Source organism: Methanosarcina sp. WH1 (genome assembly GCF_000970005.1).
In the GTDB taxonomy this organism is placed as follows: domain Archaea; phylum Halobacteriota; class Methanosarcinia; order Methanosarcinales; family Methanosarcinaceae; genus Methanosarcina.
This window is the reverse complement of sequence record NZ_CP009504.1, coordinates 3,066,348-3,092,218: the sequence shown is the minus strand read 5'-3', so window position 1 is coordinate 3,092,218 and position 25,871 is coordinate 3,066,348. Positions and strand designations below refer to the sequence as shown.

26 protein-coding genes, 1 rRNA gene and 1 pseudogene are annotated in these 25,871 nt (G+C 42.2%); 12 read left to right on the top strand and 16 right to left on the bottom strand.

Annotated elements, in window-relative coordinates; all coding sequences use genetic code 11:
• Positions 1-71 precede the first annotated feature (71 nt).
• Positions 72-193 (top strand): 5S ribosomal RNA (rrf, locus tag MSWH1_RS13620).
• Between the two features lie 271 nt (positions 194-464).
• On the opposite strand, the gene MSWH1_RS13615 is transcribed toward rrf, so the two are convergent.
• The 6 genes and pseudogenes from MSWH1_RS13615 to MSWH1_RS13590 form a co-directional block, all read right to left on the bottom strand.
• A complete protein-coding gene (locus tag MSWH1_RS13615) occupies positions 465-686 on the bottom strand; it encodes a hypothetical protein (protein WP_197074596.1) in 222 nt (73 codons plus the stop codon).
• A 191-nt stretch (positions 687-877) separates the two neighbouring features.
• Positions 878-1,282 (bottom strand): hypothetical protein, encoded by a 405-nt coding sequence (locus MSWH1_RS13610; RefSeq protein ID WP_156148192.1) that lies wholly within the window; start codon positions 1,280-1,282, stop codon positions 878-880.
• A 157-nt stretch (positions 1,283-1,439) separates the two neighbouring features.
• A pseudogene (locus MSWH1_RS13605) lies at positions 1,440-1,862 on the bottom strand (IS1 family transposase); the annotation flags it as partial.
• A gap of 146 nt (positions 1,863-2,008) precedes the next feature.
• On the bottom strand, positions 2,009-2,362 hold the full coding sequence (locus MSWH1_RS13600; RefSeq protein WP_048129373.1) for a nascent polypeptide-associated complex protein: 354 nt from the start codon (positions 2,360-2,362) through the stop codon (positions 2,009-2,011).
• Between the two features lie 299 nt (positions 2,363-2,661).
• The gene (locus MSWH1_RS13595; RefSeq protein WP_048129370.1) at positions 2,662-2,982 is read right to left on the bottom strand and encodes an iron-sulfur cluster assembly accessory protein; all 321 of its coding nucleotides are present in this window, start codon (positions 2,980-2,982) and stop codon (positions 2,662-2,664) included.
• Between the two features lie 291 nt (positions 2,983-3,273).
• Positions 3,274-4,419, bottom strand: coding sequence for a hypothetical protein (locus MSWH1_RS13590; RefSeq protein WP_048129368.1), 1,146 nt, complete (start codon positions 4,417-4,419; stop codon positions 3,274-3,276).
• A gap of 160 nt (positions 4,420-4,579) precedes the next feature.
• Between MSWH1_RS13590 and MSWH1_RS13585 the strand changes: the two genes are divergently transcribed.
• A complete protein-coding gene (locus tag MSWH1_RS13585) occupies positions 4,580-6,559 on the top strand; it encodes an amylo-alpha-1,6-glucosidase (RefSeq protein WP_048129366.1) in 1,980 nt (659 codons plus the stop codon).
• Here the strand turns inward: MSWH1_RS13585 and MSWH1_RS20945 are convergent.
• Complete coding sequence (locus MSWH1_RS20945) at positions 6,469-6,849, bottom strand: S8 family serine peptidase (protein ID WP_369798607.1); 381 nt, start codon at positions 6,847-6,849, stop codon at positions 6,469-6,471. The genes MSWH1_RS13585 and MSWH1_RS20945 overlap by 91 nt on opposite strands.
• A gap of 155 nt (positions 6,850-7,004) precedes the next feature.
• Here MSWH1_RS20945 and hisI point away from each other — a divergent pair, with 155 nt between their 5' ends.
• From hisI to MSWH1_RS13570, 3 genes are all read left to right on the top strand, one after another.
• The gene (gene hisI / locus MSWH1_RS13580; RefSeq protein WP_048129363.1) at positions 7,005-7,367 is read left to right on the top strand and encodes a phosphoribosyl-AMP cyclohydrolase; all 363 of its coding nucleotides are present in this window, start codon (positions 7,005-7,007) and stop codon (positions 7,365-7,367) included.
• A 268-nt stretch (positions 7,368-7,635) separates the two neighbouring features.
• Complete coding sequence (locus MSWH1_RS13575) at positions 7,636-9,558, top strand: PINc/VapC family ATPase (RefSeq protein ID WP_048129361.1); 1,923 nt, start codon at positions 7,636-7,638, stop codon at positions 9,556-9,558.
• A gap of 152 nt (positions 9,559-9,710) precedes the next feature.
• Positions 9,711-10,577, top strand: coding sequence for a hypothetical protein (locus tag MSWH1_RS13570; protein ID WP_231585446.1), 867 nt, complete (start codon positions 9,711-9,713; stop codon positions 10,575-10,577).
• Positions 10,578-10,842: 265 nt separating this feature from the next.
• On the opposite strand, the gene MSWH1_RS13565 is transcribed toward MSWH1_RS13570, so the two are convergent.
• Both MSWH1_RS13565 and MSWH1_RS13560 read right to left on the bottom strand, forming a co-directional pair.
• Complete coding sequence (locus tag MSWH1_RS13565) at positions 10,843-11,301, bottom strand: hypothetical protein (RefSeq protein ID WP_048129357.1); 459 nt, start codon at positions 11,299-11,301, stop codon at positions 10,843-10,845.
• 24 nt (positions 11,302-11,325) lie between these two features.
• Entirely contained in the window at positions 11,326-11,808 is a 483-nt protein-coding gene (locus MSWH1_RS13560) for an Ig-like domain-containing protein (protein ID WP_048129356.1), read from the bottom strand.
• 231 nt (positions 11,809-12,039) lie between these two features.
• Here MSWH1_RS13560 and MSWH1_RS18520 point away from each other — a divergent pair, with 231 nt between their 5' ends.
• The 3 genes from MSWH1_RS18520 to MSWH1_RS13550 all read left to right on the top strand — a co-directional run bounded on the left by MSWH1_RS18520 (position 12,040) and on the right by MSWH1_RS13550 (position 14,621).
• Entirely contained in the window at positions 12,040-12,255 is a 216-nt protein-coding gene (locus MSWH1_RS18520; protein ID WP_082088157.1) for a hypothetical protein, read from the top strand.
• 224 nt (positions 12,256-12,479) lie between these two features.
• Positions 12,480-13,088 carry an imidazole glycerol phosphate synthase subunit HisH gene (hisH, locus tag MSWH1_RS13555; protein ID WP_048129354.1) on the top strand — a complete coding sequence of 203 codons (609 nt, stop codon included), beginning with the start codon at positions 12,480-12,482 and terminating at the stop codon, positions 13,086-13,088.
• Between the two features lie 198 nt (positions 13,089-13,286).
• A complete protein-coding gene (locus tag MSWH1_RS13550) occupies positions 13,287-14,621 on the top strand; it encodes an AIR synthase-related protein (protein WP_048130581.1) in 1,335 nt (444 codons plus the stop codon).
• A gap of 166 nt (positions 14,622-14,787) precedes the next feature.
• On the opposite strand, the gene MSWH1_RS13545 is transcribed toward MSWH1_RS13550, so the two are convergent.
• The gene (locus MSWH1_RS13545; RefSeq protein WP_048130580.1) at positions 14,788-16,092 is read right to left on the bottom strand and encodes a nodulation protein NfeD; all 1,305 of its coding nucleotides are present in this window, start codon (positions 16,090-16,092) and stop codon (positions 14,788-14,790) included.
• Between the two features lie 50 nt (positions 16,093-16,142).
• A complete protein-coding gene (locus tag MSWH1_RS13540) occupies positions 16,143-16,928 on the bottom strand; it encodes a slipin family protein (RefSeq protein WP_048129352.1) in 786 nt (261 codons plus the stop codon).
• Between the two features lie 531 nt (positions 16,929-17,459).
• Between MSWH1_RS13540 and MSWH1_RS13535 the strand changes: the two genes are divergently transcribed.
• Positions 17,460-19,592 carry a DHH family phosphoesterase gene (locus MSWH1_RS13535; protein ID WP_048129349.1) on the top strand — a complete coding sequence of 711 codons (2,133 nt, stop codon included), beginning with the start codon at positions 17,460-17,462 and terminating at the stop codon, positions 19,590-19,592.
• 216 nt (positions 19,593-19,808) lie between these two features.
• Here the strand turns inward: MSWH1_RS13535 and MSWH1_RS13530 are convergent, their stop codons facing one another.
• The 5 genes from MSWH1_RS13530 to MSWH1_RS13505 all read right to left on the bottom strand — a co-directional run bounded on the left by MSWH1_RS13530 (position 19,809) and on the right by MSWH1_RS13505 (position 23,386).
• The gene (locus tag MSWH1_RS13530; RefSeq protein ID WP_048129347.1) at positions 19,809-20,423 is read right to left on the bottom strand and encodes an orotate phosphoribosyltransferase-like protein; all 615 of its coding nucleotides are present in this window, start codon (positions 20,421-20,423) and stop codon (positions 19,809-19,811) included.
• Between the two features lie 165 nt (positions 20,424-20,588).
• Positions 20,589-21,095, bottom strand: a complete 507-nt coding sequence (locus tag MSWH1_RS13525) for an NOB1 family endonuclease (protein WP_048129345.1) — start codon at positions 21,093-21,095, stop codon at positions 20,589-20,591.
• A 704-nt stretch (positions 21,096-21,799) separates the two neighbouring features.
• Positions 21,800-22,489, bottom strand: a complete 690-nt coding sequence (locus MSWH1_RS13515; protein ID WP_048129341.1) for a DUF169 domain-containing protein — start codon at positions 22,487-22,489, stop codon at positions 21,800-21,802.
• Positions 22,490-22,750: 261 nt separating this feature from the next.
• Positions 22,751-23,077 carry a DUF6951 family protein gene (locus MSWH1_RS13510; protein ID WP_048129339.1) on the bottom strand — a complete coding sequence of 109 codons (327 nt, stop codon included), beginning with the start codon at positions 23,075-23,077 and terminating at the stop codon, positions 22,751-22,753.
• 60 nt (positions 23,078-23,137) lie between these two features.
• Positions 23,138-23,386, bottom strand: coding sequence for a hypothetical protein (locus MSWH1_RS13505; protein ID WP_048129337.1), 249 nt, complete (start codon positions 23,384-23,386; stop codon positions 23,138-23,140).
• Positions 23,387-23,626: 240 nt separating this feature from the next.
• Between MSWH1_RS13505 and MSWH1_RS13500 the strand changes: the two genes are divergently transcribed.
• The 3 genes from MSWH1_RS13500 (at position 23,627) to MSWH1_RS13490 (ending at position 25,827) form a co-directional block, all read left to right on the top strand.
• A complete protein-coding gene (locus MSWH1_RS13500; protein ID WP_048129335.1) occupies positions 23,627-24,004 on the top strand; it encodes a 30S ribosomal protein S8e in 378 nt (125 codons plus the stop codon).
• Between the two features lie 70 nt (positions 24,005-24,074).
• Entirely contained in the window at positions 24,075-24,566 is a 492-nt protein-coding gene (locus tag MSWH1_RS13495; RefSeq protein WP_048130578.1) for an Lrp/AsnC family transcriptional regulator, read from the top strand.
• 82 nt (positions 24,567-24,648) lie between these two features.
• Positions 24,649-25,827 (top strand): aminotransferase class I/II-fold pyridoxal phosphate-dependent enzyme, encoded by a 1,179-nt coding sequence (locus tag MSWH1_RS13490; RefSeq protein ID WP_048129333.1) that lies wholly within the window; start codon positions 24,649-24,651, stop codon positions 25,825-25,827.
• The last annotated feature ends 44 nt before the right edge of the window (positions 25,828-25,871 follow it).

Sequence of the window (25,871 nt, the reverse complement as noted above, 5' to 3'; positions counted from 1 at the left end):
CAGGTCCAGGCGAAATTCAGTATGCAGCACATCTATACATGACTTTTTCCATATCCCATTTATAGGTAGAGTTTGGCGGCCATAGCGGCAGGGCAACTCCTGTACCCATCCCGAACACAGAAGATAAGCCTGTCCACGTTCCTTACTGTACTGAAGTGTGCGAGCCTTCGGGAACTCTGGATCGCTGCCAAACTCACCCTATACTACTTTAACTCTATTCTGAAATTGTTTTTTTGAAATGTTTTTTTGAATTGATTTTTTGATATTGATTTTTTAAATTGATTTTTTGATATTGATTTTTTAAATTGATTTTTTGATATTGATTTTTTGAAATGTTTTTTTGAATTCTTCTTTCTCTTGTTACGTTGTCTGCTACCAAAGTATGAAATTAAAGAAATATCATTTGGTGTTGTAATCTCAGCAGTAATAATCAGGTCAAATCAAATTGATTTGGGATTATTTCTTTAAAAATCTACATATAGCTCGCCTGAGTTACTAGCTACATATTTGTATAGGTTTCCTGAAATAAAAATTACATAATGTGATCCTACTGTACAGTAGTAACCAGTATCTTCTGCGACTTCGCTATCTTCTGCCTCTATTGAATAGCACCATGTATCTTCTTCAACAGCCGCATGTATATATTCATCCTCTGCTGGATAATATAGATAAGAAAGTACCTTCATATAGGGCATTATTGTGAGTGGAGTTGGATAAAACATAAATGTCCTAAGGAAAATTCAACTTCAGGTGCTGAGTTTGCATAAAGGTTTGATTGAGCATATGCTATATGAGAAGGTATTTCAATTTTAAATTGTGGGAATAACTTAGCAGTAGGTAATGTTGGGGTAGGCCACCTCATTTTAGTTTTATAATCTTATTCTACTATATCTTTTGGTGTCTTTGCTTGCACATCGGGGAAAACTTCTTCCATTAATTCTCTAATTGACTTATCTTTTCCATAGATTTCATTGAGTTTTTTGAGCTGACTTTCATTAGCAGTAGCTGATATGCGTTCACTTTTTTCTTTAAGTGGAACAATTCTTACCGACATGGTTGCTGGAAGAACTTTATTTTTAGATACTACTTTTACATTTGAAGTTTGAATAGATTCGATATCCATACCAAGACTATTCAATTCATCAATAATTTGATAAAGCTGATCTGTACATATTAGGACATCTTCATATGATGAGTTATTATCTGTAACTATCATATTATAATCTTCAACGTTTTTTTGTAGGCGAAAATCTAATTCTTTTTTTTTCTGTGTCATTTCCATTTGCCGATACAACTGGGGCTAGTAGGATGGCTATTGTTAGAATTGATGTAAACAGCATTTTATTTCTTTTCATGAAATCCCTCAAAATGGTAAAGATATAGGGTATTCTCTTCCGTTTTCAATTTAATAAATTATGTAAGACCTGAAAGAACACTTTTTCTTTATTCTTTAAATTATTCCAGAGTTGTATTTCAGTTTCTGTTCCTCTGCTGCCAAAAGAACAGTTGATGAATTTTTTTCCCAACTCTATCAATAGCAATCCAGATCCAGCAATATTTTTTTTGTTACCGATGTAAGTGTGCATCTCATCCAGTTCAACAATAGTGATCTCATTTTCGCTTTTTAGATCCTTTAAGTCCTAACCAAATTTCGTTATCCATTTTTGGACAGAAACATGACTTGCCCCCAAAACTCTTCCTATTGAGCGAAACCCTAATCCTTCAAGATAGAGTTGTAAAGCCTGTCTCTTAACAGAAGCAGAGCTAGCAGTTGATTTCATCTCTACAGAATAGTTATATCCACAATCATGGCATTTGTAGCATTGACGTCCACCAATTATATCGTTCCTCTTGAATATAATTTCAAAAACAGGTTAGAATAAAGTGTTGAAATCAAAGTGTTGAAACTAATTTTATTATATATGGTAAAAATGAGATTATTCTAAAATCGAAGTTTATAATATTAGAAGTTCATAAAGTGAGATCTTTATAAAATGAGGAAAAGGGATCAGGCAGAAGAAAGTGCCACAATGGCTTCTGCCAGATCTCCGTTTGAGTTCTTCAGGGCTTTCCTGGCTTCTTCTTCGGAGACGCCGGTCTGCTCCATTACGAGTTTGATGTCTTCGGCAGGGATTTCCAGAGATTTTGGGACTTCCTTTGCATCACCTACAATCTGATATGTTTCCGAACCCTGGACTGTCATTATAGTGACATTTGCGTTCTCAATAATTATGTTAGAGTCCGCAGTCTTTATAATTACCTCTTCAATGTCCTTAAGCTCCTTAACATTAATCCCCATCTGCTTCATCATCTGTTTCATTTTAGCCGGGTTCGCCCCCCGGCCTCCCATTCCTGGAATCATAGATCCCCTTCTCCTTTGTTTTCATTTTTTGTTTGCTTCTTCAGGTTCGGGTATTTTTTCATGCCCTTGCAAGGTTTTGCTTTTATTATCAGTCGAATACCCCGCTAGCTTGTTGCGGGGATGGAAAACTTCCCCGATAACCGTTAGTGATAATATGTAATTTATCAATTCCACTTTCCGGTTGTTAACTTCTACTCAAACTAAAGTTTTTAGGGTTATTTTTTTCTTTAACGAAATTTGGAGCGGTGGCGCGAAAATACCCCGTTGCTTGTGGTGGAGTGCGCCAGCGCAACTTTTATTTAATGGCAGCCACCACAGCTACCGCATCCGCTGCCGGCACCGAGGTTGCGGATAACGAAACCTTTTCCGTTTTCATCTTCAACGAAATCAATGTTGCCTTCAGTGAAGCTTTTCTCAATGTCTTTTGCCATTACCAGCTTAATTCCGTTGCTTTCCATTGTCACATCGTCCTCCTTTACTTCTTCGTCGAGGGCGAGTCCGTACTGGACCCCACTGCAGGCTACTCCAGCAACAAAGATCCTGAGTGCAAGGTCAGATTTCCCTTCCTGTTCCAGCAGTGCTTTTAGCTCTGCAGCAGCTTTCTCTGTTATTTCAATCATTTATATATACCTCTTTTTATTTTTGATAAGTTTAATACACTGAAGACCTTAATCTCCTATAAAAAGCCATCTGTTACAACTTATAGATAACTCCTTAGCGTTATATAATCTTGCATCTAATACATATAACGCTTATGCGAGATGACATCTCTTTTTTCCTGAAAAAGTTTTATCAAAGAAGTCTTCGAAGGGCAAATTGTGGATTCTTTTCCAGAAATCCGCTTTTCTTCCAATATGTAAATATATTTTCTATCTTATATATTTTTCTTCTAATATTTTTAAAAATTTCTCTTAAAGGAATTCGGCATCTTCATCTATAGGTTCTTCAAGCACGCTGGCATTATAAGCATTGATCTCAAGAGAATTCCTTTTACCCTTCACTTCCCACACAGGAATATATACAAGATCCATGTCAAGTTCTATTTCATTGGCTTTTGGGCTGATGCTCTTCTGTTCGTAGATAATTGCCTGCCCTTCCATATTGTTAAAGCGAATCTCGCGTGTATTTTCCTGTATAATTAATTCAAGAAGGACCTTCTCTGCTTGTTTTTTATCTACATTCGGCCTCTTCACCTCATATTGCACTGCCGGAATCCTGGTAGGCGTACCAAGACCTTCTATATCCATATTTTCTTTTGACTTGTTCAGAGCATTAAGATAGCCTTCCCCTTCTCCTGTAATGCTCATAACTTTTGACCTGAATCGTTTTTCTGCCTCAACATTGTAGGAATACTTCCAGAAAGGTACGAATTTCAAAATCGCATCTTTAGGGCTGCTGATATAGGGTTTTGAAATGATAATTGCCTGATCTTTAGATATCTTGGGTTCTACAGATTGTATGTTCAGCATATCATATGGTTCAATTCTGGAAACTTCGCTATTCTCCAGTCTTTTTAGAGGTTTTCTCCCCTCAACCGGCTTTGGCAGGGTTCTGGATTCAAAAGAGATTTTTTCTTTTTCTCTCGACATGTCTTGAAGTGGTACAAGTCTCCCATCAGAGTAAAGCTCCTGTCTGAAGCCATCGTCTTCTCTGTTTTCTTTAGTGGGTTCAGGGGCCGTTTCTACCTGTTTCTGAGATTCCTTTAAAGGTATTTCAGACTCTTTCTGATAAGCACTCGATTTTCTTTCCATATTTGCCAGAACCGCCCTTCCTATCTGAAGAGCTAGCTCATCTCTGTCCCAGATATATATTCCGAGTTCAGCTGCATATTCATTCAGTTTTCCCGAAATTTTCTGGGTCATCACATAGATTCCGGTACAAGCTGCTATCTTTTCGGAAAAATATTTTATTTCTTCATAGCTTGGTTTCAGGGCGCACATGACATAAGCTTGATGTCCATTTTTCTCTACACGGATATCAGACTGGCTGGATATTATGACATTGTATCCGGATGATTTGAAGATGTCAACAAGGATTTCTAAAAGGTCTTGATTCATGATTCTCACTTTCTTATGTCCTGTACAACTAAAATAGTTTATGTTTACAATTGAAATATAATTATTTTTACACTTATTATACTGTATACCTCCTTCTATGTTTAAACCCCTCCTTCCAAACATACAACTATATAAGAAATCAAATCCTAATCAGATATGTATGAGTGGGATCAGGCTTGGAGCAGATTCATTTTCTACTTATGAAGAAGGTATAAAAAAAGAATGGATTATAGGGAATGGGCTCGGAGGATATGCATCTTCTACAGTTATAGGAGCCGGAACAAGGACTTATCACGGACTACTTGTAGCGGCTCCAGAGAATTCCCCAGGGCGGGTTTTGTTACTTTCTTCCCTTGATGAGGAAATCTCTCTCAATAACGAAGTCTACCGACTTGCAACCCATAAGTATCCGGGCACTGTATCTCCTGCGGGCTTCAATTACCTTTCTAAATTCATTCTTGCCCCTTTTCCCCTCTGGGTTTACCAGCCCGGTATTTTTACCGTGAAGAAAAAGGTCTTCATGGTTCATAATAATAATACAACCTGTGTCGTCTATGATATCAGGTCCAGAAAAGAGGGTGCTTCGCTAAGAATTTTTCCTATGGTAAACTCAAGAGATTTCCATTACACTACTCGCTCCGGATACCTTTCCTTTTATCAGGAAGCAGATTCTACAGGATTAAAACTGGAAAGTTCTAATGGTTTTTCTTTCTCGCTTTCGTCCAATCTCCAGTATCATCGTGACCCGAAGTGGTACTACAATTTTGAATTTGATGCTGAAAAGGAACGCGGACTTGCTTTCCAGGAAGACAACTTTAACCCCGGTTATTTCGAAAGCAAACTTAAACTGGGAACCTCTCGTTTTTTTATTGCTGCTTCAACCGAAGATATTTCTTCTCTTACTCTTGAGCAGGTTGAGGAACTCTATACAAGAGAGGTATATCGACAGAATCTTCTTGCTTTTAATTCCAGGCTTACCGAACCTTTTGCCCTTAAGCTTCTCAGGGCAACTGACTCTTTTATTGTGAAGAATCCCTCTACAGGCCAGAATTCGGTGATTGCGGGATATCACTGGTTTGCTGACTGGGGGCGGGATACAATGATTTCTCTGCCTGGTCTTCTTTTAGTTCCCCACCGCTTCGATGAAGCCAGGTCCACTCTCAAGAACTTTGCAAGACACTCTCGAAGAGGCCTGGTCCCTAACGCATTTCCGGCTCTTGGAGGAGATGCAGTATATAATACCGTGGACGCTTCTCTCTGGTTTATTCATGCCCTTGGCCGATATTTTGCATACACAAAAGATTTACTGTTTCTCTCTGACGTTTGGGATACTGTAGAAAGTATCATAGATAATTACCGTAAAGGCACAGACTTTGGAATCGGCATGGACTCTGATTATCTTATTCGGCAGGGTCCTCAACTGACCTGGATGGATGCTAATATAGAAGATAATCCCGTGACTCCAAGAGCAGGTAAAGCCTGTGAAATAAATGCCCTCTGGTATAATGCTCTGAAAAGTGCTTCCATACTTGGGGGTCTCCTTGGCAAAGAAACTTCTTCATATGAAACTCTCGCAGCCGGGGTAGCATCTAAATTTGAAGAAATTTTCTGGAACTCGGAGGCTAACTGCCTCTATGATGTCGTGTCTGAGGATGAGGCGGGAAATCAGATTAAAGATCCGTCTATCCGCCCAAACCAGATTTTTGCAGTGGCTCTTCCTTACACAATGCTTTCTCCTGAGAAAGAAAAGGCTATCGTGGACAGGGTGGAAAAGGATCTGCTCACGTCTTTCGGGCTAAGGACACTTTCAATGGATAATCCCTCTTACAGGGGGCGCTATCAGGGAGGGCCTAAAATAAGGGACCTGGCATACCACAACGGGACCGTCTGGCCCTGGCTCCTTGGACCTTATGTCAAAGCCTACAGGAAAGTACACAACTACTCAAAAGAGAGCCTTGAAGATATGCGTTCCCTCCTCAGAGGCTTTGATATGCATCTTGAAACGGCAGGCATAGGCACCATTTCCGAGGTATTTGATGGTAATTACCCTTACACTCCAGGAGGCTGCATTGCCCAGGCATGGAGTGTTGCAGAGATTTTAAGGGCATATGTTGAGGATGTTCTTGGAATCAAACCGTGAGAGGTTTCAATAAAGTAGTTGCTTACTGAAAAAATAAAAAAGACAGCTGCAACCAGCAGAATCCCATGCTCGTATGCTAAAGTACATGCTGAATTAAGCGTTTCCGTTCCACTATCTGAACCCGGGCTCATTGAAATTATCTGGATCTCGTTTGAATCTATTCCATCATCATGAGTAGCTATTGCCCAGTCGATAGCTGCTATAATGTTACCAGAAGAACCGCTCCCCGTACTATCGAGTATTTTTTGTGCGTATAAATTTGTTTCAGGGGCAACGCCGATAACTCCTATTTTTCTATCCTCCAGGGCAAGGTTTCCCCGAGAGCTTTAACCTTAAAGTCCGGCTCAATGTATGCGATGTTCTTGTTCTTTTTCAGGTTTTCAATTGTCTATTTATATTTTTTTGTAAACTTCTCTTTTTATACTAGTTTGGCAATCTATCTCCCATGATTGACTTTGATACCCTAAAATATGAAAACGGCCTGATCCTTGCTGTAGTTCAGGACCAGATTAGCAGGGAGGTCCTGATGTGTGCCTATATGAACCGGGAAGCCCTTGAAAAGACCGTCGAAACCGGAATTGCCCATTTCTGGAGCCGGAGCAGGAAACAGCTATGGAAGAAAGGTGAAACTTCGGGGCATGTACAAAAAGTGAAGGAAATCAGGATCGACTGTGATATGGATTCCATCCTCCTGCTCGTGGAACAGGTTGGAGGGGCCTGCCATATGGGGTACCGGTCGTGTTTCTATCGAAATCTCAAAGGAGAGGTCGTAGGGGAAAAGGTCTTTGAGCCAGAGGATGTTTACTGAACTCTAAAGTTCTATTCTTTTTTGAGCTTTCTTCATTATTATAATTTTTAGTCTATTATCTCTTTTACTCTTTTGTTTTTTCTTTCCTTTCTTATTTTTTTTCACTTTTTTTTATTTTTTCCCCTCCTTCTTTATTTCCATCTTCTTCAGGTTTTTTTCAGGTTTTTTAAAACCTGGTTTCTCACCAATCCTGTTTTTTTTACTTCATTCATCTGAAAAAAAGCAGCAGAAGTTTTATTATATACTTTCTGGCTCTATATCCCTTTATATGGCTGATGAGAAGCAGATATCGAGGATCGTTCCGGATACCAGCGTGATAATTGACGGGAGGCTCTCTTCCCGCGTCAGAAGTGGTGAGTTCAGGGGTGTTGAGGTTGTTGTTCCCGAAGCTGTGGTATCGGAGCTTGAAGCCCAGGCAAACAGGGGCAGAGAAATAGGTTTCAAAGGGCTTGAAGAGCTTTTGGAACTTCGGAAGCTATCAGGCAGAGGGGAGATTAATCTTCAGTTCAGTGGGGTTCAGCCCACTTCAGAGGAAATCAGGCTTTCTAAGGAGGGCAGGGTGGATGCCCTTATCCGGCGCACAGCTCTTGAAGTTGGAGGGCTGTTCGTCAGTGAAGATCGTGTACAGTCTCTTATAGCTAAGGCAAAAGGACTTGATGTTGAGTACATTTATCCCAAAGTTCTGGATCCTTCAGAATTCGGCCCCCTTAAAATCGAGCATTTTTTCACTGACGATACGATGTCCGTACACCTCAAAAATGGTGTATCTCCTATGGCCAAGAAGGGACCTGTGGAGAATGTGCGGTATGTACGGATTCGTGATGAACCTGCAACTTCTGCGGAACTTTCCAGCATCTCAAAAGAACTAATTGAAAGGGCGAGGCTGGACCCTGAGTCTTTCATCGAGATGTCTTCAAGTGGGGCGACCGTTCTTCAAATAAGGAACATGCGAATTGCAATTGCTCACCCGCCTTTTTCCGATGACATGGAAATCACGACTGTCAGGCCAACTGTGGTTGTGGATCTTGAGCATTACCGCCTGAGCGATAAATTGAAAGAACGTATTGTAAGCCAGCGTGGGATTCTCATTGCCGGACCTCCTGGTGCCGGGAAGTCCACTTTTGCTGCCGGAGTTGCCAGATATCTGAACGACCACGGGCAGGTGGTCAAAACCATGGAATCCCCAAGAGACCTTCAGGTGCCTCCTGAGATCACACAGTATTCTCCTCTCAATGGCAGGATGGAAGACACTGCAGACCTCTTGCTTCTGGTCAGGCCGGACTACACTATCTATGATGAAGTACGAAAAACCGGGGATTTTCTGATCTTTGCGGATATGCGCCTGGCAGGAGTCGGGATGATCGGAGTAGTTCATGCGACCCGGGCAGTGGATGCCATTCAGCGTCTTATCGGAAGGGTTGAATTGGGTGTGATCCCACAGGTAGTGGATACTGTAATTTTCATCGACAAGGGAAAGGTCACAAAGGTCCTGGTACTAGCCTTTACAGTTAAGGTCCCTCACGGAATGACCGAGCAGGATCTTGCAAGGCCGGTAATTACCATTGCGGATTTCGAAACAGGCAAGGTCGATTATGAGATTTACACATATGGAGAACAAGTTGTGGTCATGCCAATTGGTCCTTCCCGGGAAAGCCGGAAGCCTGCCTGGAAGCTTGCTGAAGAAGAGATAAGGAATGTTATCAGCAGATATGCAACAGGTCCCGTTGAGGTGGAAGTGACTTCAGACGACAGTGCAATCGTAAAGGTCCATGACGAGGATATGAGAAAGGTTATCGGCAAAGGCGGGAACGTCATTGACAGGATCGAAAATATCCTTGGGCTCCACATCGACGTCAGGGAGCTGGAGGCCGATATTTCAAGAGGTGTAAAAGCCCAGAAGCGCGGGGCTGAACGCAAAACCTTTCCGGGAAAGGCCAGAGAAATCGGGCATGAGAAAGGTATTCCTGCATCCCCGGTTCATCCGATAATCGAAAGGACTAAGAAGCACCTTATCCTTGGGGCTCCCGAACTTGCAGGAAAGGACGTGGAGATTTTCATCGAAGACGAATATCTCTTCAGCGCAACTGTTAGCCGGCATGGGGATGTGAAACTCAGGGTGAACTCGGACCTTGCAGTGGGAATTATGGAAGCTCAGGATAGCGGAGATCTTGTTGAGGTCAGACCTATCTGATTTTTCGGAGTCAAGGGGCATATTAACTGATTAATAAGGGGCAACCTGTCCTTTCTTTTTTCAAGTTATACTTCATATATTTTTTTGCTAAATTGTAAAAAAATTTATATACTGTACGGGCGTGATTTCATATTATAAATTTTATGGGGGTTATGGTTCATTTGAGTAAATCATATCACTTAGAGCCCGAAATCAGGGACGATTTGCAGGGAAGAATCGAGGTTTTTGACCAGAGCATCAGAAGTTTTGAAAAGCGGATGAGGGCCATTGAGCGCCGTTTATCTCTTGAAGCACCTCAGACTTTACAGGCTGGAAAAGCTTTTTCAGGCATGTCGCCAGATTCTTTTCAGGAGATAAATTCCGCAAATCTTGCTGCAGGCTCTTCAGTTTCTCCACATGGGCCTTCTGTTTTTCCTGAAGCTCCTTTTCCTCTTCCGGGAAATTCTCTGCTTTCTGACTCTGTTCCGTCGCTCACTGAAGAGAATATTTCAACTTTTGCCTTCAGTGCTGTGCTTCCCTCTTCAGAAGCCTCAAATGTTTCCATGAGTTCTCTGGACATCTCTTCCGAGGTTTCAGGAACCAGCTACAGAGTAAAAGATATAAGTACTCTTTTTTCCAGCCTTTCCGAAAGCCTCCGTTCTCTACAGGCTGCTATATCTGAACTTTCGGATTTTGTGCACAGCAACCTCGTGTCAGATGTTGAAAAACTGAGAAATGAAGTCAGGGAAATTCAAGGTCAGGAAAGCGTATCACAAGAATATATCCGAAAATCTGAATCCCGCATTGAAGCCATTGAAAATAGAGATCGTTTTACTCTGGGCTCTATAAAAATTCCGATAGAAATCTCAGGAATTGCCGGGTCTTCCGTTCTTCTCCTCACAGGGTTTCTTATCTGGTCTGGCCGCTGGGATATAATAAGGTCTCCTTACTTCTCAACCGGGCTTGCAGTAATTATGGCAGGCGCTGTACTTTTAAAATTTTATCTGGTTAACCGGAAGCAAAAATCGTTAACGAACTGATGATTGTGATGTTCAATCAGTAATAATGTAGAAAATTGCAGGAATAAATCGATTGATTTAAACCAGAATACTTTTTTTGTTGCATAGCAGACCTTGGATTTCTTGTAGCTGAGTCTTTATCCTTTTCCAGAGGAACAGAAGTAATTTCACAGCCCATACATGAAAAACTGGTATACCTCTGCGGAGGTTTTATGGCATTCTTTGGGCTGTGGTTCATGATTAATAGGTTCATGATTAATAGTAACAACATTTTGCAATGATTCTTTCAAGAAGCTTTAACTCCTGTTACCTTTACGAAATACTCCTCGCTAAAATCTCTATATCCCGTTCTCATTACTTTTACTGCAACGTACCCCTCGGATTTCCCGGCAGGCAGCTGGGGATTTAGAATCATTATAATAACATTTCCATCAGGGCTTGTGACGCCTGAATACGCTTTTTTTCTGTCCGGGCTCCAGACAATTACGTTTGCTTCCCCCACCCCCCGATTTTCCCTGTCAAGCACGCTTATCTGCAGGCTGAAGTTGGACTCCTCTCCTCCGGAGGAGAGTGAAAATGTGCTTGTATTTGCTGTTGCATACATGGGCTCTGCAGGGGCTGGAGCAGCTGAAAGGGTTGAAAGAATCGCATAAAACCCGATAAAACCAACGATCGAAAGAACTACAATTCTGATCGGAAGCCCGACAGTTCCTGATTCATTCTCTTTTAAGTTTTCAGGCTGCATATGCGGCTTCTCTCCAGCTCTGTATTATCGAGTTTTGATAATCATAATTGCATCCTTTCTCTCATAGTCATAGAAGCCGTCTGCCATGATTTTCAGGTCCATAGTCCCTTCATTCTGGTTCGGGTCAAGTCGGACCAGCGCATTTTCTGGCGTTGTCAACACTGCGATTCCGTTAATGTCCGTTGTGCTTGAGGCTGCCCCGCCGAGTCCGCTGAGGACAACATTTGCATCTCGCACAGGGTTTCCGTCTTTATCTGTTACATTTATTTCCGCGGAAACGGCAAATGAGTTCTGTGCGGTAGTAGCATCTACTATTATCGAGTTCCCGGGTTGAATATTTCCTGCTCCTGATGTCTCTTTGACAATCACTGACATTTCCTTTGTAGGAGTCGGTATTATAGAGATAAGTGTTGCAAGAGCCACCATCCCGACAACGAGCATAACAACGATATTTATTGGTAATTCCATTGCTTTTTCATCATTTCTGAGTAATTGAAGTCCCTTCATGTTTTCCCCCCGTTTACACTCCGTAAATTTTTGTCATAATTATACAACATTCTATGAATATTCAACCATTCTATTTATGTCTTTGTCATATTTTTTCTGATGTGGCTTCTTATTATCAAATATGTGGTTATTAATTCAAGAAATCTATACCCTTATATAGTCCTTTTTACCATACTCTTCTTACTATAGTATAACCAGCCTTACTAATTGCTAAGAAGGGGAAACAGGTTTTTGACTCAAGAATGTTCTGATGAAACAGATGAATCGGACCATAGACGTAGTTTTTTGTGTCTTTTCGGACTGCATGACTGGAAACGAAAAAGCGGAGCGCTCTGCTGTATGCCAACAGTACGCGAAAAACGTTACGAATGTGTACGCTGTGGCAAGTACAAGGTGATTTTTGAGCAGGAGAAAAGACCCTGCAATTTTTCTGCAGACCGATACTGACCTGAAATTTTTATATTATATTGTATTATTCAGGTTTATTTTTCTTCATTTTTTTCTTCGTTTTTTTCTTCGTTTTTTTCTTCGTTTTTTTCTTCGTTTTTTTCTTCGTTTTTTTCTTCGTTTTTTTCTTCGTTTTTTCTTTTCTAATTTCTATATTTTTTTCCCACGTTTTACAAAATCTTTGTTCGTAAGCTTAATCTATCTTAACTTTGTTTGTTAGGACTATGAAAAGAATCGTAATTATCGATTACGGGCTTGGAAATCTAAGAAGTGTTCAAAAAGGGCTTGAACACGTTGGAGCAAGTTCCGCAATCTCCGGAAATCCGGAGGAGATCCTGGCGGCAGATGGTGTTATTCTTCCTGGAGTTGGTGCTTTTATAGATGCGATGAAATGTCTGTTTCCTCTCAAAGAGGTTATCGCGGAATTTGCAGACTCTGGAAAACCAATGCTTGGGATCTGTCTTGGACAGCAGGTTATGATGAGCTCTTCTGAAGAAGGCAGGCTGACCGATGGGCTGAACCTCATTCAGGGAAGGGTGCTTCGCTTTCCAAAGTCTGAACTGAAAGTGCCCCACATGGGCTGGAACAACATCAGGATTATACAGGATCACCCTCTGTTTAAAGGCATTCCTGACGGTTCTTTCGTATACTTCGTACACTCTTATTATGTGGACACAGCTGTGGAAAACACCCTTGTGTCATGTGAATACGGGCTGGATTTTTCAGCTTCTGTCGTAAACTCAAAAGGAAATGTTATGGGCACCCAGTTCCACCCTGAGAAAAGTGGAGCCACAGGGCTTAAGATTCTGAAAAACTTCGTTGAAATGTGTTGATATATGTTGAAATCATGTATCTGATAGGACACTTCGGTTTTGCAGCTAAACCTTTATTTCTCGTTTTTTCGGCGGTTAAGTTTTAATTCCGAGGTATTTTATATTATGACTTAATCCAGAGATTAATGCTTGAATTCCAAAATTATCTGCCCTGCACCTTTCAAAGCAGTGACAGATGTCTGCAAGAGGATGGTTACAATGGATATAGAAGGCTATGCAAAACGGGCTCTCAGGAAGGACCCTTCAACTGAAGCCGGACTTGAGGAACAGCTTGCTTCAAGAATTCTTGAAATCAAGAACATAAACCCCGAAAGGGCTCATGAGATTGCAGCTGCAGTTATTTGTGAAGCAAAAGCAACTCTTCACATGGAAGGGGACGTATTAAGCTCCACTCTCTCAGGAGTTTCCATGGGCGAGTTCGGGGTAGGTTCGAGGGGAACAGGGGACTTTTACGTTCATTCCAAACTGGGGGAGGTTATAGGTAGTACAGGTGCAGTAGTTGACAGCTCCCAGCTTGACGACTCCGGGGTTGTAAGAATAGGTGATGAATACCTTGTGGTTACGATTGACGGGATCCACTCCCGCCTGAGTGATTTTCCCTTCCTTTCGGGTTTTCATGTAGCAAGAGCAGCCCTGCGTGATGTTTATGCAATGGGGTCCCGCCCTCTTGCCATGCTTTCGGATATCCATATTGCAGACGATGGAGATGTGGCAAAAATATTCGACCACATTGCAGGAATCACTGCAGTTTCCGACCTTACCGGAATTCCCCTTGTTACCGGAAGCACTCTCCGGATAGGAGGGGACATGGTAATAGGCGACCGAATGACCGGCGGCGTCGGCGCTGTTGGTGTTACGTCTTCCCTTACCTCACGCAACCAGACAAAAGCAGGAGATCTTATCCTTATGACTGAAGGTGCAGGTGGAGGCACGATTTCTACAACTGCACTTTATTACGGGATGCACGACGTTGTGGAAGAAACCATTAACATCCGTTTTCTTGAAGCCTGTGAAGCTCTCCTGCAGTCCGGGTTGTACAAAAAGGTCCATGCCATGACCGATGTCACCAATGGTGGAATACGTGGGGATGCACGGGAAATCTCAAAGACTGCAAAAGTAAAAATGGTCTTTGAAGAAGAAAAAATGAGAGCCCTTGTTAATCCAAAGGTGCTTTCCATGCTTGAGCTCCTTAAAATCGATTACCTCGGAGTATCTCTTGATGCCCTGCTGGTTATTGTCCCCCCAGAATATGCAGGGGAGATTCTTGAAACCGTCCGGGCTGCAGGTGTCGTGATTGACATCATAGGGCGTGTGGAAGAAGGAAACGGAGCTGAAGTTATCGTCAATGGAGAAACCCGGGACTTTTCACCCAGGTTCAGAGAGTCTGCATATACTCCTGTCAAAAAAGTTCACGGGGAAGAGAACCCGCGAGATTTCGAGGAGATGAGAAATGCAATTGACAGGGCAGCAGAAGAAGCTATCAATAAAAAGCAGAGAGTCCTTGAAAAAATAAGGGATAAAAAGAAAAGGTGAACTCTGGAATAGAAATCAATAAAAAGAAATGGGAATAGAAATCAATAAAAAGAAATCGGGGAACTAAACCTGATAAAATGAAATGGTTAAGCTTAACGGTTAAGCTTAATAGTGGCTGAAAGACAAAAAGGAAAAGTAGAGAAGGAAGGAAAGAAAGAAGGAAGGATTAAATTTTTCTTTTTACCAGAAGCACTTCCATCTCTTTTCCTATAATTTCAACTTCTTCTTCAGTTCCTATTTCTTCTTCGGACCTGGCTTTCCAGTATTCTCCTTTATAGCGGACATAACCTTGGCTTTTCGGTCCTATAGGGTCTATTGTCCGGGCAGTATCTCCAACAATGGCTCCAATAACGGGCTTTTTCGCCCTTGTTTCGGCGATTTTATAAATTGCAAAGACAAGGAAAAGCCCGAAAACAATCGTGGGAGTAACAACTGTGAGTGTCAGCAGTCTTCTGAATTCCGGAGTGTAAATGTTTTCCCCTCCAAGAGGTACAAGGAAGATGCTCCCTATTACCAGGCTGATAAACCCGGCAAGCCCGAAAACCCCAAATCCTGGGGAATTAAGTTCAAGGATAAGAAGCCCTATTCCGACAATGATAAGGAAAAATGCTGCTATATTAATGTCGAAACCTGTGCCTATCAGCCCTAGCACAATTGCAATAATGCCAAAAATTTCTGCTCCGGCCCCAGGGTTTGAAATCCCGAAGATGATCCCATAAAGCCCTATTGTCAGGAGAAGGGAGGAAAGGACCGGGTTTGAAATGAGGGTCAGGAAGAAAATGGGAAAGGGAGGTTCGTAGGTCTCTATTCCTGCATTTGCGGTTTGCAGTTTTCTACCTTTTACAACCTGCCCGTCAATCTGATCCAGCAGGTTCGAAACGGAAGGAGCTCTATATTCGATTACTCCTTCTTCCAGAGCTTCTTCGTCGTTCAGGTTTCGGTTTTTGGTAATTACTTCTTCTGCAAAAGTCTCATTTCGCCCGTGTTTTCTTGCCGTCTCAGTTGAGAATTTAACGAGGGCATTTATAATTTTCTCATCCTCTATAGGTTTTGTCCCTTCTGCAGATATCTGCACCGGCTGAGCTGATCCTATCACTGTAAAGGGAGCCATTGCGGCAATATCAGTTCCCATGAGGATGAGGGTTCCCGCAGACCAGGCTTTCCCGCTTTCAGGCACATACCCGATCACAGGAACGGTTGTGTTCTCAATTGCCTTTATGATTATTTGAGTCTCTTCCAGCCCTCCACCGGGGGTATCCAGGGTAATTAAGAGAGCCTCAAAGTTCCCGATCTCAGCTCTTTCTATTGCGCCAGCTATCAAATTGTCGGAAGCCGGGGTAATAGCTCCGGTTATTTCAAGGACAAGCACCTTCTCATCTGGCCCTGCACTTGCAGGAAGCGTAAAGGCAGCTATGAGGATGAAGCACAGGATAAAAATAGAAAGGAAATGGGATGCCCTTTCCATATGCATGTTTATCGATCCGTTCTCCTTTTTTATGTTTCTTCTGACCATTCTCATCGTTATTCCATTTTCTTTCCGACGATGGCCTGTGAAAGAGCTGCGATATTTCCGGTTTGCATATCCTGGGACTGCTGTGTAACAACTATCAGGTTCTTTTCCTTGGCAATTTCGGCAAGGGTCTGGAGTTCTCTGAGTTTGATGGCTACTGGGAGGCCCTGATAGAGAGTAGCAGCTTCCTTCATTTTCTGGGCAGCCTGGTATTCCCCTTCTGCGAGGATGATCCTTGCCCGCTTTTCCCTTTCAGCCTCCGCCTGTTTTGCAATTGCTCTTTTCATGCTTTCAGGCAGGGCTACATCCCGGATAGTTACTCCTGTAACCTTGATTCCCCAGGGGTCAGTATAGGCATCCAGAAGTTCCTGAATCTTCTTATTAATGTTTTCCCTTTCCGAAAGCAGCTCATCAAGTTCCATCTGACCCAGCACGTCTCTAAGCGTAGTCTGAGAAAGGGTTGAGGTTGCAAACATATAATTCTCAACCTGTGTAATTGCAGCTCCAGGTTCTACTACCTTGTAGTAGACAACAGCATCCACTTCAACTGTGACGTTATCTTTGGTGATAATTGCCTGTTTAGGAACATCAATGGCAACAATTCTCAGGTCTATTTTCAGAGCTTTATCAATAAAAGGGATAATAAGGAATATTCCTGGCCCCTTTACGCCACTCAGTCTACCAAGCCTGAATATAACTACACGTTCGTATTCATTAACCATTTTTATAGATTGTGAGAGTATTAATATTACAACTATTAATACAGGAAGCATTAATTCATTGATGATACTAACCATACTTTTATGCCCTCCTATCAATTAATCTTAAAATTGGGTTTAATAATAATTAAGTGTTCTTTATCCGGGAATTATTCTAAAAAATTCTTACGAAGTAACCAATCCTAATTTAAAAGTTTTATGCTCTGTCGTCTATTTAAATTATCTGTGAATCTATATAAGTCCTCACTCCGGTTTTTCATAGACCGCGGTTTCCCTGTCTTTAAGATTACATATCTGAAAGTGACAGATACCATCTCAAAAACTGAAGGTTCTGGATATCTGTAGACGCTGTGCAAAATAGCATGCTGACAAATACTTATATCTTGCATACAGAAGATATTGAACTGAAATACAGGAGATATGCAGGAAGATAACGAGTCATGTAGTCGCCGATTTTCCGGGCCGGGTGAAGGTCATGCAGTTGCCAGTAGACTGAAAGACCGACAAACCATATAATAAACGTATAGAGTTCAAAGCGATATTTTGAATTCCAAAAAACCGTAAGAGTAAGAAAGCACAGGTTCGGAAGAACCACTGGTGTTGATATTTATGAGTAAGGAATGTCCAGACTGCCACGGGCGTGGCTATGATGTTATTTCAACTGAGGTCTGCCCTTTGTGTAAGGGAAAAGGCAAGTCAAAATCAGTTGATTTCATGAGAATTTCGGAAACAGACATCGACAGTTTCTTGAAAAATGGTGCAGTATGTGAGAAATGCAAAGGAAAGGGGACAATCGAAGTTACCAAATCCTGTGAAACCTGCGAGGGGCTTGGAAAGATCTATACCTGCAAGGTTTGTGGAGCAAGAATTCATGAATCAAAGGATACAGATGAAGAGATCTGCAGTTCCTGTTCACGTTCCCAGCTTGTTTACGCTCTGGATGAATCCTGTGACCTCAAAGACGTGGAAGCAGGAAAACTTTATCACGGCATAGTGAGCAGTATCGCCTCTTTTGGAGTCTTTGTGGATCTGAACACTCATGTAAGAGGGCTTATGCATTCAAGCAATGTTGGGGTCCAGCCGGAAGTTAAGGCTTCTGTGATCGTCCTGGTAAAAAGTATTAAAGCAGGAGGAAAGCTGGATCTTATCCCACAAACTCTTACAAAGTACGAAACCATCGAGCTTGAAAAAGAGCTCACACTTAAGAGTTCATCCGAAATAGATACCAGCATGAAAGGCAGGCTCGTCCGGATCGAAGGGGAAGTTATCCAGGTAAAACAGACCAGTGGGCCTACTATTTTCACCATTGGTGATGAAGGGGGCTTTATTCCCTGTGCGGCTTTTGAGAGTGCAGGAAAGCGGTCTTACCCACATATCGATGTAGGAATGATTGTGTCGATTACCGGGGAAGTGACTCCGCGGGATGAGCAGGTCCAGATCGAAGTCATGAGTATGAAACTGCTGACCGGAAAAAAGGAAGCTGCTGTCAAGTCCAGGGTTGAGAGGGTAATTGAGGAAAAAGCAACACCTGCTGATATTCCTTTCCTTATAGAAAGCGATGTTATGGAAAAGCTCAAGCCCAGAATGCTTCACGTCGCCAAAGAGATAAAAAAGGCAATCTTACATTCAACACCCATTATCCTCAGGCATCATGCTGATGCTGATGGAATTACTTCCGCAATCGCCATTGAGCGGGCAATTCTCCCCCTTATTACGGAAATCGGTGGAACTGATGCGGAATACTATTTTTACAAACGGGCTCCTTCAAAGGCTCCTTTTTACGAGCTTGCCGACGTTACAAGGGATATTTCCTTTGCACTTGAAGATTGTGCCAGGCACGGGCAGAAAATGCCTCTTGTGATCCTTGTAGACAATGGATCAACAGAAGAGGACGTGCCCTCTATGCGACAGGCACAGGTCTATGGCATCGATATGCTTGTCGTTGACCACCACCATCCGGACGACATTGTTGATCAATATCTTATAGGACACGCAAACCCTGCTCATGTAGGGGGAGACTTCGGGGTTACTGCAGGAATGCTCTGTGCTGAAATTGCTCGTATGATCAATCCCAGTATCAGTGATACGATAAAGCACCTTCCTGCTGTTTCGGCAGTAGGAGACCGTTCTGAAGCTCCGGAAGCTGGAAGGTATATCTCTCTTGTCTCGGACCGCTATACTCTTGAGGAATTAAAAGAGATGGCTTTGGCTCTGGATTACGAACAGTTCTGGCTTAAATTCAGCAGTGGGAAAGGAATTGTTGACGATATCCTGGATCTGGGCGATCACAAAATCCATCAAAATCTGGTATCCCTGCTTTGCGAGCAGGCAAATTCCATGATAAAGGAACAGCTTGAAGTCTGTCTCTTTAACGTCAAGTCCCAGAAACTGGCGAATGGAACTATCATGAATGTGATAGATGTCGAAAACTATGCCCAGAAGTTTACCTTCCCGCCACCTGGTAAGACCTCCGGGGAAGTGCATGATGTACTCACCAAAAGGAACCCGAACAAGCCCGTGGTCACTCTGGGCTATGGCCCGGATTTTGCGGTAATCCGCTCAAAAGGTGTGCTCATGAACATCCCCCGGATTGTGAGGGAACTCAGGGAAGAAGTGAAAGGTGCCGGAGTCAGCGGCGGTGGACACCTTGTTGTAGGCAGTATCAAGTTCGTGGAAGGGATGAGAACTGAAGTGCTCTCAAGGCTTGTAGAAAAGATTGCTTCTACGGAAGTTGAGTATTAACAGGCTTCTTCAATAAGCCTTTAATTCTTCTCTTTCTCGGCATTGGAGTGAACTGGTTATGAGCAACAATCTCTCAAAAATTTTCAAAAGTGCCAGAAGAAAGTAGAAAAAAACTAAAAAAACAATCTAAAATGTGTAAATTTTTGGAAAACCCCTCAGAATAAGAGGCTTTCCATATCAAAGAGAGTTATTCCTGTTTTATCTTTTATTGTTTTTTTAGTCAACACGAACTATCCTTACCAGGGACTGAATCGGGACATTGGCGATTGTATCTGCGCCTTTTTTGTCTACAAGAACAACTACGACTCTGGGTTTTGCGTCCATTTCCCGTAGCTGCTCAATTACTTCCATGGTTGTCGAACCTGTCGTGATAACGTCGTCCACGACCACACAGTTCTTGCCTGCAACGCTTCCAAAGTTTCTGCTGATTGTCCCTTTCTGGCCGGGCTGGACGACATTCTGTCCTTTACGGGAATGATAAAGGGCAAAGTCTGCCCCCAGTTCGTTTGCCATCATGCTTGCCAGAGGGATGCCACTGGCCGCAACACCAACTACCACGTCCACCTCAGCATTTGTCTTTTCCAGGGTCTCAAGCACCATGTCGCAGAGTGCAAGTGAGATGTAGTGAAGCCGTGTAGCGCTCTTTCCTATGCTGCTCCAGTTTACGGATATGTCTTTTGGAGCGGGGACTGCTCCTCCTTTTTTTGAGCGGGTTAAAAGCCATGTAACCGTTTCTCTTGAAACGTTAAGTTCGTCGGCAATCTGGCCGGTTACAAGCCCATTGTTTTGCAGTTCCACAGCTTTCTGAATCAGATCTTCTATGTTCTTCATGCCTCCATTCCCACCTATAATTTTTTTGTATGGCGGTATTTCCGGCCGATTTTTGCAGCTCTTCTTACGGATGCTGCCTGGAATTACTGCCTGAAAAACTATAATTCACGTATATCTTTTCTCAATTAAGATATTATTACACTATCAAGCATTATATCTTTTTCTTCAGCTTTCCTGAGACCTTTTTCCTTTAAGTCTTGTTTTTCTCTTTTTCTTCATGGGTGAACCGCAAATAGGGCAGTCATCCCCCTTCTCAAAGATTTTTCCACAACCAGTACACCGCTTTTGCCAGATGATGATATCTTTTATCTTTTTCTGGGCTATTGGTTTAACCTGAATCCCGAGTTGAATGGCAACATTCTGGACTGCATAATCATCCGTGAGCAGTATTGCCTTTTCCCTGTGTTCAAGGGCTTTTGCAAGAATTTCCAGGTCAGTTTTTGAAAGCTCTTCTGAGTCCCGGGTTTGTTCAGCTTTTTTCCGAACTTCTTTTACCATTTCCGGTTCTGGCCATTCTACCCTTAGTCCTCCCTCTTTTGCAAGGTCAAAACGGAGCACGGAATCCCTGCTTTTTAACTCGTCTACAACCGAAGGGACGGTGATAAGCAGTGAACTATCCACGCTGCAGTTTCCCATTATAAAGACTGCCGAGTCTGCTATGTAAGAGGTCATTGTCCTTCTCTTTGGTATGAAAGTACTGCGATTTGAAAATTACTTTCATTTATTTGTGCCTGTAATCTGAAGAATTCCATGTTTGTTTTCTCTTTTAGTATATAATCCATTGTCTCCCGAGTTGCGCCAGCAGAGTTGCGGCTCTGCAGTACGTGGTCCGTTCTGCTTCGCTCAAACGGATTAACCTAGGGACAAGTAATAGTATATTTCGATCTTCTCAAGAGGGCTTACTATGTTTTTTAATTGATTTTATAGTTAACAACGAGCGTTTTGTTGCAGTTTTTACGTGTATTTTAATAATGACAGTTAATAATGACAGCATCTTGAGTGGTCAGGAGTAATATTACGTTCTAAACTAAAATAGGTTGGTTCAATCAGCAGATAGAATTAATAATGGGATAAGCGACTGAAAGCAGTATCAAAATCAGAATTATAATCATGATCTGAATCAGAATCAGAATTATAATCATGATCTGAATCAGAATCAGAATTATAATCATGATCTGAATCAGAATCAGAATTATAATCAGGATCAGAATCATGATCTGAATCAGAATCAGAATTAGAATCAGGATCAGAAGAATGATTGTCAAATATAACAAAACAAATCAAATGTATCCGTTTTGCCATATTTGATCAATTTCTTGCCCACTATCGGGCTTTAACATGGAGGAATTTATATCTGAAAAATGTAGGTTTTTGTTTCATTCTGCACAGATTTTCTTGAGGTCGGAAATTAATTCTGGAAGAAGTTCAACAGGGATTCCCATGATCATTTCTTCATCTGCGATATCTGTATAAGCTCTGCTACCGCTGCATCCCACGGTAATTCCGATCTTTCCGTCTCTGTAAGCCTGAACTACACCGTCGGAGCAGATACTCTGTTTTCCTGCGAAACTTACTTCAAGCCTGCCTCCACTTTTGTACATGAAAGCTTGTGTGAGTAACATAATCTGTTTTGGGTTGCATATTACCACCACAACATCGGGTTTGAAAGACGTTTTTTCAAGGGGAGAGTATAAGATTGCTCTGGTGCTGTTTGGAGGGAGCATGGGGGCATTTTCCACGGTACGCCTTGCGGAGTTTATGTTGCTGAAATGCTTCAGTCCCTTGTAGTAGAATTCCCCACTACCTACTTTTACTGGCATTGTGCCAAGGCCCATGGAAGCGGATCCACCTTTGCACATCTGGTCTTCGCCAAGGGAATAGAATTCGTCACCGGTTCTCCTTACCTGATCAATCATCTGGCAGTGTCTCATGACGTCATCTACCTTTTTGATTCCTTCGGGAATTTCTCCTCCAGTAGGGATCAGTTTTATTGCAACCGGGGAAGTCTTGAGTTTAAGGCGTTCGACCAGTTCCTGTCCGAAGTTGTTGATTTCTTTTAAGTCCATTTTCCATCACTTCTTGTATAATATTTAAAAGAATTCTGAAAAGAAATGTATATTATTTACTTATTATTTTTTTCTTATTGTATATATATGTTTGTTGAGTTTTGGCTAAATTATACACAACCCACTCTGATATAAATACTCTCGAGTTTTGATCTATAACGGATTTTTTCGCAGTACTCTTCCTTTTTTAGTGAGTTTGGTTTCTAACTTACTGCCTCAAGCAGAATAATAAAGATTGAATTACTAAAAATTAAGGAATCCTCACTCAAGTTTGTCAAAAATAATCTCCATTTTTCCCATTTCCCTGGCAAGGTTTTTAGAAATCATGCCATTTTCAAGCCAGCAGGCATTCATTATTGCAGCTGGGACAAGGCAGGTGGGAGTTAAAGGGGCTTCAGCCATTTTCTGGGCAAGCACGGTCTCAGGGCCGCCCATAAGGTCTTTCATACCCATATCGAATTGTGTGCCCCATTTCCTTAGTTTTTCACAGGTGGTTTTGATATGCACGTGTGTGTTTTTACCTTCTTTTGTAGCAATAACTTTTGTTGTATGTCCGCAGACGGTATTGAGTGAAAGTTCAGAAACCATTGTTTTTCCTCCTGTAATTCTGCATAATCGTCCGGGGTCTGAAGGGTCTTCAATACATTATTAGATGAGATTTCCCTTTTGCCCTGTACCTGAATCTTTTTTTCTCAATCTTTTTTTATTTAATTTTACATATATATTTTTCCGTGGCCAACTTTTTATGCCCCATTTTATGCCGGTAACTTTACGGTCTTCAGATGCTATTTTTTCAGCTACAGTTACTCGTATGCAGGTGCTTTCCGGAAGATAAGGTTTTTCTGGCGATGTGATCGCAAAGTTCTTATACGATTCTATTCGTATTGCTAAATCCATAGCAAATATGCTAATTAAAGTATTCCTGTTAATACATTAATATATTAGCAGAGCAATTAAGCACTGACAGGTATGCTTATGCTTTGAAAAAGGATCACCAGATCAGGGTCACCAGGATTACAGGATATTTACTATTTGGACTCGTGAAGTCCACTAAAAACCAGCTTTAGTAGTAGCATTAAATACAATATTAAATCTAAATTTTGGCTTATATTTCAATACAATAACGAGGTTTTAATAATGAGATGGCAAGGCAACTCCAGAAGAAAAGTTACCGGTGGGAAGGTTATTGCTGCCCGCGGAAAGCGAAAGTTTGAGATGGGCCGCGAATCTGCGGAAACCCGTATCAGCGAAGTAAAAAGAAAGAACGTTTCTACTATGGGAGGTAACAGGAAAGTAAGGCTTCTCCAGTCTAATGTTGCAAATGTGACAAATCCTAAAGACGGGAAGACAGTTACCGCACCCATTGAGACTGTAATTGATAACACTGCAAACAAGCACTATATCAGGCGTAACATTCTGACAAAGGGTTCCGTTATAAGGACTCCCATGGGCACTGCTAGAGTTACAAGCAGACCTGGGCAGGACGGAGTTGTAAACGCTGTATTAATTGAATAATTGAAGAGAGCCCTTACCCCTCATCCGGGGTTCTGTGCCAATATCCCATAACTTTGTGCCGGTGATCAACGTGGACGAAATAATTCGACATATACTGGAAATTCTTGAAAATGATGCTCGAACAAGCCCGGAAGAAATTGCAACCCTGACAGGAACATCCGCACAGGAAATTTCCCAGACGATTGCAAAGCTTGAAGAAACAGGAGTTATTCGGCACTATAAGACCATAGTTGATTGGGACCTGGTTGGGGAAAACTACGTTTACGCCGTAATTGAGTTGAAGGTCACTCTCGAGCGTAACCAGGGCTATCAGGCAATTGCAGAAAGAATCTACAAGTTCCCGGAAGTCAGGTCTGTCAGGCTTCTGTCCGGGAACTATGACATCTCTCTTACAGTCAGGGGGAAGTCAATGAAGGACGTGGCTTTTTTTGTGGCAGAAAAAATCGCCACTCTTGACCAGGTCCAGAGTACGTCCACTCATTTCGTGCTGAAGACCTATAAGGAAGATGGGGTAATCCTCCACGAACCTGAGTTAATTCAAAGGCTTCCGGTATCGTTTTAATGTGATGGCGCTTAAGACCTGATCCACCTTATCACGTTTTACATTTTACATAACTCATATAGTTTTTTATAGAGGTGTTTGCTTGAGACCTCCATGTGATCCTTCAAAATTTGTTGCGGAAGCTGTAAAGAGTATCCCTCCATCAGGAATACGCCGTTTTTTTGATCTGGTTTCCGGACTTGAGGATATAATCTCTCTTGGTGTAGGAGAGCCTGATTTTATCACTCCCTGGCATATCCGTGAGATGTGCATCCACTCTCTCGAAAAGGGGCAGACTTCATATACCTCAAACTACGGACTTCCGGAACTCAGAGACGAACTTTCAAGAACCTATTACAGGCGCTACGGCCTGGACTATAACCCTGCATCCGAAATCCTGATTACCACAGGAGTAAGCGAAGCTCTTGATATAGCAGTCAGGTCTGTGGTCAATCCTGGAGACGAGGTAATTGTGGTTCAACCCTCCTATGTGGCATACGTCCCTTCAGTGGTTCTGGCAGGGGGCAAGCCTGTTATTGTTTCTACCCACAGAGATGATGAGTTCGCCCTTACTGCAGAAGCCCTGAAACCTGCAATCACCAGCAAAACCAAGGCAATCATCCTCAACTTCCCTAACAACCCTACAGGCGCAATTATGGAACAGGGGGGAATGGAGGACATCGCTGACCTTGTTGTTGAGAACGATTTATTTGTGATCTCGGACGAGGTTTACGAGTGCCTGACTTATGGTGGCAGCCATGTTCCGTTCTCTTCTCTCGAAGGTATGAAAAACCGGACTGTCATGCTGAATGGGTTTTCCAAAGCTTATGCAATGACAGGGTTAAGACTCGGTTTTGCAATGGGCGCTCCGGATATTATCCATTCGATGATGATGATCCACCAGTACTCCATGCTCTGTGCTCCCATAACCGCTCAGGTAGGGGCAATAGAAGCCCTCCGCAATGGTAATGAAGAAATGGGGCGGATGGTCCGGGAATATGACAGGCGCAGGCACTTTATCGTAAAAGGCTTTAACAGCATAGGGCTTGAATGCAGCAACCCTAAAGGCGCTTTTTACGCTTTTCCTTACATAGGAAACACGGGTCTTTCCTCTTCTGCTTTTGCAGAACGTCTTCTTAATGAAAAGAAGGTTGTTACAATTCCCGGAGATGTGTTCGGGGATGCAGGCGAAGGTTTCCTGCGGTGCGCTTATGCAGCATCTTTGGGTGACCTTAAAAAAGCAATCGAGAGAATGGGAGATTTTGTAGATGGATTAAAATAATGAATTTGACCGAAGCTTTATTCGGTCTACTTTTATTTTCTCAT